General features: G+C 69.3%; 5 protein-coding genes. 4 read left to right on the top strand and 1 reads right to left on the bottom strand.

What is annotated here, in order from left to right; all coding sequences use genetic code 11:
- The 4 genes from N7333_RS23635 to N7333_RS23620 all read left to right on the top strand — a co-directional run.
- On the top strand, positions 1 to 119 hold a 119-nt coding region (locus tag N7333_RS23635), incomplete at its 5' end, for a helix-turn-helix domain-containing protein (protein ID WP_279859470.1).
- A 249-nt stretch (positions 120 to 368) separates the two neighbouring features.
- Positions 369 to 2,081, top strand: a complete 1,713-nt coding sequence (locus N7333_RS23630) for a tannase/feruloyl esterase family alpha/beta hydrolase (RefSeq protein WP_129483655.1) — start codon at positions 369 to 371, stop codon at positions 2,079 to 2,081.
- 243 nt (positions 2,082 to 2,324) lie between these two features.
- Positions 2,325 to 3,590 carry an OprD family porin gene (locus N7333_RS23625; RefSeq protein ID WP_012020122.1) on the top strand — a complete coding sequence of 422 codons (1,266 nt, stop codon included), beginning with the start codon at positions 2,325 to 2,327 and terminating at the stop codon, positions 3,588 to 3,590.
- Positions 3,591 to 3,719: 129 nt separating this feature from the next.
- Positions 3,720 to 4,490, top strand: coding sequence for a 3-hydroxybutyrate dehydrogenase (locus tag N7333_RS23620; RefSeq protein ID WP_012020121.1), 771 nt, complete (start codon positions 3,720 to 3,722; stop codon positions 4,488 to 4,490).
- Positions 4,491 to 4,532: 42 nt separating this feature from the next.
- Here the strand turns inward: N7333_RS23620 and N7333_RS23615 are convergent.
- Positions 4,533 to 6,316 (bottom strand): alkaline phosphatase family protein (locus N7333_RS23615; RefSeq protein ID WP_279859469.1); only part of this gene is annotated, 1,784 nt, incomplete at its 5' end.

The following is a 6,316-nucleotide window of genomic DNA, read 5'->3' as shown; positions in this document are numbered from 1 at the left end:
CCCTGCAGAGCATGCTGGTGGCCTGCAAGGGCAACCGCCGCCGCGCCGCCATGGAGCTGGGCATCTCCCGCGCCAGCCTGTACAGCAAGCTGCAGCAGCACGGCCTGAGCCAGCGCTAGCGCACGGACAACTGGGGCGCACGGCGCACCCGGCGCGCTGTCTGATGAAGTGGACAGCTGTCCGCTGGTGTGGACATCACCGGCCTGTCGCGGCCCCGCGCCGCCCTCCGGTCCCAGTGCGCCAAGGCCCGCCATAGAGCCATCGGCGCCCGTCAGGCGGCTGCCGCCGGGGTGCTGGCACGGGATTGGCTTTGCTACTTCCGCGCCCGTTCGGCGCAGCCTCCCGACAACAAGAAAAAGGACATTTCCATGAGCCCTCTGCGCTACAACCCGTTATCGCGCTGTTTCCTGCCATTGGCGGCGCTGACCGCAACGCTACTCACCACTCCGCTGGCGCAGGCCGCCAGCTGCGCCGGCCTGCTCGGCGTGCAGGTGCCGGAAGAGGCCATCGGCCTGCCGACCCGCGGCGCGCAGGTGGTCTCGGTGACTTCGGTTGCCGCCGGTGGCAGCGCGCCGCAGACCTTCGGCGCCTATTGCGACGTCGCCGCCGAGATCCGTCCGCTCGACCCCGCCGCGCCCACCATCCGCATGCGCCTGGTGCTTCCCGAGCGCTGGAATCGCAAGGCGATGATGTTCGGAGGCGGCGGCTACAACGGCAGCGTGCCCAACGTCGCCGGCAACCTGCCGGCCGGCCCGCTGGACCAGCCCACGCCACTGGGCCGCGGCTATGCGGTGTTCGCCAGCGACTCCGGGCACGTCGCCGATCCCTTCAGCCCCGGCGCGTTCGCCTGGAACGAGGAGGCCCTGGCCAACTACGCCCATGACGCGCTGAAGAAGGCCCGCGACGCCGCCCGGCATCTCATCGCGCTGCATTACGGCAGCCTGCCCGAGCGCAGCTACTTCGCCGGCGGCTCGACCGGCGGCCGCGAGGCGCTGGCGGTGGTGCAGCAGTGGCCGACCGACTTCGACGGCGCCATCGCCCTCTACCCGGCCTACAACGCGCTGGCGCTGAACCTGCAGTTCGGCCGCATCACCCGCGCGCTGGCTGCGCCCGGCGCCTTTCCCAGCCTGGAAAAACGCGCCGCCCTGCTCGAGGCGGCCCTGCAGGCCTGCGACGGGCTGGACGGCGTGCGCGATCGCGTGGTCAGCCACCAGGCCGCGTGCAACGCGCGCTTCGACCCGGCCAGCGCCCGGCTCGACGGTCGGCCGTTGCGCTGCCCCGGTGGCGCCGACAGCTCGCAGCGCTGCCTGTCCGATGCGCAGATCGAGGCGCTGCGGGTGTTCAACACGCCGATCCGCTTCAACTTTCCGCTGGCCAGTGGCGAGACCCACTACCCAGGCTTCAACGCCTGGGGCAGCGACCTCGGCCGACCGGGCGAGGGCGTGCAGCTGGTGGTCAATCGACTCGGCCTCAACACCCTGCAGCCGACCTACCCGATGCCCGTCCACGGCACCGGCTTCGCCGACGGCGCGCCCTACCATTCCGGGTTCTGGGACGAATGGGTGCGCCACTTCGTGACGCGCAACCCGACCTTCGATTCGCTCGGCCTCGACCCCGAGGCGCCCGGCCCCTGGCTGCCGCGCATCAGCGAGCTGTCGCTGCGCCAGGACGTCAACCGGACCGACCTCTCGGCCTTCGCCGATAACGGCGGCAAGCTGCTCATCGCCCACGGCACCGCCGACCAGCTGGTGAGCAGCCGTGCCAGCGCCGAGTACTACGAGCGCATCCGCCGCGACATGGGCCCGGGCAAGACCCGGCGCTTTCTGCGCTACTACGAGATTCCCGGCTACGGCCATGCCGCCAGCACCCTGTTCAACGCCGCCTGGGATTCGCTCAGCGCACTGGAGGATTGGGTCGAACGAGGCCGCGCGCCGCGCGGGCAGATCGTCGCCGACAGCGTCGGCGTGCCGGGCCGCACCCGTCCGCTGTGCGAATACCCCGGCTGGCCGAAGTACCGCGGCAAGGGCGACGTGAACACCGCCAGCAGCTTCGTCTGCGTCGGTAGCCGCAACGGCCACTGAAGCATGGCGCCGGCCGCCCGGGCCGGCGCCGTCCATCGGCCTGGACAGCCAATGCCGGGGCCAGCCGACATGTCCAGCGCAGCGGACACTCCGCGCGCCGGCCCCGACCCCCCAGCATTTGCGCCGAAAGGCTCTGGCCCGCGGCATTGCGCCGACAGGCCGCCTGCCTGGAGGGGCTGGCACGCTTCTCGCTCTGCCTCTTGCGGCCGCGCAACGCGGCCCATAACAACAAGAGGAAATACCATGCGACTGCACCACAGCTCCCTCTGCCAGCTGCTTTGCGGCGGCGCCGTACTGATCGCCGCCAGCCCCGCCAGCGCCGCCTTCGTCGACGACAGCAAGGCCGTACTCGATGCGCGCAATTTCTACTTCAATCGCGACTTCCGCCAGAGCGGCGCGGCGCAGAGCAAGGCCGAGGAATGGGCGCAGGGCTTCATGCTGCGCTTCGAGTCCGGCTACACCGAGGGCCCCATCGGTTTCGGCATCGACGCCATCGGCCTGCTCGGCCTCAAGCTCGACTCCAGCCCGGACCGCATCGGCACCGGCCTGCTGAAAAGCGACCGCGAAGCGCCCAGACGCGCCCAGGACGAATACGGCGAAGCCGGCTTCACCGCCAAGCTGCGCGCCTCCAACAGCACCCTCAAGCTCGGCACCCTGCAACCGCTGCTGCCGGCGCTGATGCGCAACGACAGCCGCCTGCTGCCGCAGACCTTTCGCGGTGCCTGGCTGAGCAGCAACGAGATCGAGGGGCTGAGCCTGGACCTCGGCCGACTGGACCGGGTCAACCAGCGCGACTCCTCGGATAACGAGGAAATGGCCGTGTTCAATGGCGGCCGCCGCAACATCGTGCTGGGCAGCACGCGGACCAGCGACGAGTTCATCTTCGCCGGCGGCCGCTACCAGTGGACCCCGGAGCTGGCCACCAGCTACTACTACGGCGGCCTCGACGGCATCTACAAGCAGCACCTGGTCAACCTGGTGCACCAGCTGCCGCTGGGCGAGGGCCAGAGCTTCAAGTCGGACATCCGCTACGCGCGCTCCACCGATGATGGCGGCAGCAACGTCGACAACGACGCCTTCGGTGCGCTGTTCACCTATCGCCTCGGCAGCCACGGCTTCACCGCCGGCTACCAGCACCTGTCCGGCGACACCGGCTTCGCCTACATCGCCGGAGCCGACAACGCGCTGATCAACCTGGTGCAGATCAACGACTTCGGCAACCAGGACGAGCGCTCCTGGCAGCTGCGCTACGACTTCGACTTCGCCGCCCTCGGCGTCCCCGGCCTGAGCCTGATGACCCGTTACCTGTCCGGCGACAACGTCGACCGCGGCGCCGGGCAAAGCGAGGGCAAGACCTGGGAGCGCAACACCGACCTGGCCTACGTGGTGCAGAGCGGCCCGCTGAAGAACCTCGGCCTGCGTCTGCGCAACGCCACCACGCGCAGCAACTTCGGCCCGGATCTGGACGAGAACCGCTTCATCGTCAGCTACAGCCTGCCGCTCTGGTAAGGCCGCACCCCGCCTATCGCGATTACTCCTCGTGAAAGCCTTGCCGGGCCAGCTGGCCCGGCCTTTTTTCCGGCAAGCGCGAGCGGCGCCGCAGCCGCTGCAGCTTCATCTCACACGACAAGGAACCCCATGATGCTCAATGGAAAGACCGCTCTGATCACCGGCTCGACCAGCGGGATCGGCCTCGGCATCGCCGAGGTGCTGGCGCGCAACGGCGCCAGCGTCATTCTCAACGGTTTCGGCGACTGGCAGGCCGCGGCCGAACAGCTGGCGCGCCACGAAGGACGCGTCGGCTACCACGCCGCCGACCTCGCCGACCCGGCGCAGATCGAGGCGCTGTTCGACTACGCCCGGCGCGAGTTCGGCCGGGTCGATATCCTGGTCAACAATGCCGGCATCCAGCATGTCGCGCCGCTGCAGGACTTTCCGGCCGAACGCTGGGACGCCATCCTCGCGCTCAACCTCAGCGCGGTATTCCATTGCACGCGCCTGGCCCTGCCGGACATGCGCGCGCAGGACTGGGGGCGCATCATCAACATCGCCTCGGTGCACGGCAGCGTCGGCTCGCTCGGCAAGGCGGCCTACGTCGCGGCCAAGCACGGCGTGCTCGGCCTGACCAAGGTGGTGGCGCTGGAAACCGCCCTGAGCGGCGTCACCTGCAATGCCATCTGTCCCGGCTGGGTGCTCACGCCCCTGGTGCAGCGGCAGATCGACGCGCGCATCGCCGCAGGCGAATCGCCCGAGCAGGCGCGCACGGCGCTGCTGGCCGAGAAGCAGCCGTCGCAGGCCTTCGTCACCCCGCAGCAGCTCGGCGAGCTGGCGCTGTTTCTGTGCAGTTCGGCGGCGCAGCAGGTGCGTGGCGCAGCATGGAACATCGACGGCGGCTGGCTGGCGCAATGAGGCGTCCGTCATGCGGCAGGCGCTTGCGCCGCCTCGGCCGGTTCACGAGCGCGCGGCAATTTCCCGCGGCTGGCGCTCCTCGCGCTCGGCGACGAAGGCCACCGGCGGTGATCCGTCGGCGTTGAGCTGGAGGATGCGCCGGGGCCGCCCCTGCTCGTCGAAGAACACCTGGCCGAGGCCGGCGCCGTTCCACAGGCGCTCCCCCGAGCGGCTGCGGTCGGGAATCAGCGGGGTGACGCGCATGCGCCGGCGCTTGGTCAGCCAGTTGAGCGGCGACCAGGGCGCGTAGAGCCAGCGGTTGAGGCGGTCGAACCAGTCCAGCAGGCGCGGCGGGAACTCGTTCTTGATGCCACTGCTGGTGATCTGCCAGATGGTCGGGCTGGCGCGCTTGTGGCGGATGCTCACGCGATAGACGAAGGAGTAGTGCACGTCGCCGGAGAGAATCACGAAATCGCCGGGCGTGCGCGAGTGACGGAAGATGTTCAGCATCACGCTGGCCGCGCCGCGATGGGCCATCCAGTTTTCCGCATCGACCAGCAGCGGATGGCCGGCGTAGGTGAACAGCTTCTGGATGCCCTCGATCAGCTTCACCCCGAACATCGGCGCCGGCGAGACGATGATGCACGCCGGGTGATCGAGCAGCGCCTGCTGGAAGTCGCACAGCGCCTCCCAGTCCATCAGCCCCGAGGGTTTCGACAGGTGCCCTTCGCTGCGCCAGCGGCGCGTGCGGGTGTCCAGCACCAGCAGTGCGGGCGTGGTCGGCAGCACGTAGTCCCAGCGTTCGAAGTGCAGCAGCTGGTCGATCAGCGAATCCTGCATCTCGGCCTGCAGGTGGTTGTCCTGGCGCTGCTGCAGCATCTCGGCAAAGGCCTCCAGCGGCTGCTCGAACACGTCCGGGTTGTTGCCCCAGCCCTGGCACAGCAGGTAGGCGAGCAGGGCGTTGCCGATGATGCGCTTGGAGAAGGGATGGCCGTAGGCGGTCTGCTCCCAGCGCGCCGAGAGGTTCCAGTCGTCGGTGACGTCGTGGTCGTCGAAGATCATCAGCGTCGGCAGGTGCGCGAATACCCGCGCGACCTGGCCGAGTTGGCGGCGGAAGGCGTCGATGCACGCACGCTCCGCGGCGTAGCGCTGCTGCCTGAGGGCATCCAGCGGCGGCTGGTCTTCCTCGATCAGCGTCCAGGGCACGGGCGACCAGACCAGCAGGTACATGGCGATCATCTCGGCGAAGGTCACCAGGTGATTGTCGGCATTGCTGCTGGTGAAGATCGGCTTCTCCACCCCGCCGAAGAACTTGTCGCGCAGGGTCTGGTTGCTCTTCAGCGCCGGCAGCAGCTCGGCCCGCCGGTAGTAGCCGACCGGGTCGGCGTACAGCGCCTGGCTGTCCTCGACCACCGCACCTTCGAGGGTTTCGTCGAACAGGCCGAGGCGGGCGATCAGCTGGTGGATGGCGCACAGCATCGGCCCGGCGACGTCGTCGACGTAGACCTGATCGCCGCTCATCAGCAGCAGGGCCGGGCACTGGCTGGCCTGTGTCTGGTCGGCGAGCAGACGGTCGGCGCACAGCAGGCCGTCGGTGGCGTGGTGATGCGGCTTGCGGCAGGAGCCATGCAGCAGGTGATCGAGGCGCGAGCGCAGGACGAAATCGGCATGCTCGGCGCCCGGATAGAGCAGGTGCGGCGCCCAGTCGGCGAGGCCGCGTGTGCCGGCGTCCTCGACGATCTGCAGGTCATAGGCGATGCGCACATCCTGCGGCAGGGGCTGCTGCAGCGGCAGGTCGATCAGGTGCAGCACGGCATGCCGGCCCAGCGGCAACTGCCGGCAGTGGT

It is taken from the genome of Pseudomonas sp. GD04158 (assembly GCF_029834875.1).
GTDB classification, from domain to species: Bacteria; Pseudomonadota; Gammaproteobacteria; order Pseudomonadales; family Pseudomonadaceae; genus Aquipseudomonas; species Aquipseudomonas hydrolytica.
This window is presented reverse-complemented; position numbering and strand designations above follow the sequence as displayed.